The sequence below is a fragment of the Oleiphilus sp. HI0086 genome, from assembly GCF_001635225.1.
In genome coordinates, this window is record NZ_LWFZ01000308.1 from 1 (window position 1) to 522 (window position 522).

Consider the following 522-nt stretch of genomic DNA (forward strand, 5'->3'; position numbering starts at 1 on the left):
GCTATTGAAGATACCTACCCTAACTTTTGTGAGGAAGCAGCTTTAGTTTGGCGATGCGCCTTAAAGCCAGGCATCGACTTTATGAACTCTTATAAGGCTTAGCTGAACAGTGTTCCCAATTTGGGTCTTTAGAGACCAGTTTCCTGTTAATAATAAACAGACTCGGAACCAGGATGAAAGCGGTGCTGACTATGTCTGCAATAGTATGATATTGCTGGTAAAGCATTAAAATCGCATACGCTAAGAATGATACTCCCAAGGCAACTTGCCAGTGAACTTGAAACGTTGAACCTTGAGTTAATAACATCACTAAGGCCAGGGATAATGCTGTATGAGTGCTGTAGTCTAGTGAGACTGTAGGCCAAATAAGAAAATAGTTATCCAGAGCCATTAAGGCGTAAACCAGCGCTACTGATACCAAGGTTTGTAGACTGAACCTGGCTGCTGTTCGGTATTGTTTATTAAGGATTTGTCTGGCGATAAAGCCAAGTACAAGCAGTCCTAACAAAGGGATATAGGCAT

The 522-nt window shown here is 42.0% G+C and carries 1 protein-coding gene; it reads right to left on the minus strand.

The features are described 5' to 3' along the window. Positions 1-79: 79 nt before the first annotated feature. A partial coding sequence (locus tag A3756_RS27220; protein ID WP_068508097.1) for a hypothetical protein occupies positions 80-522 on the minus strand: 443 nt, incomplete at its 5' end.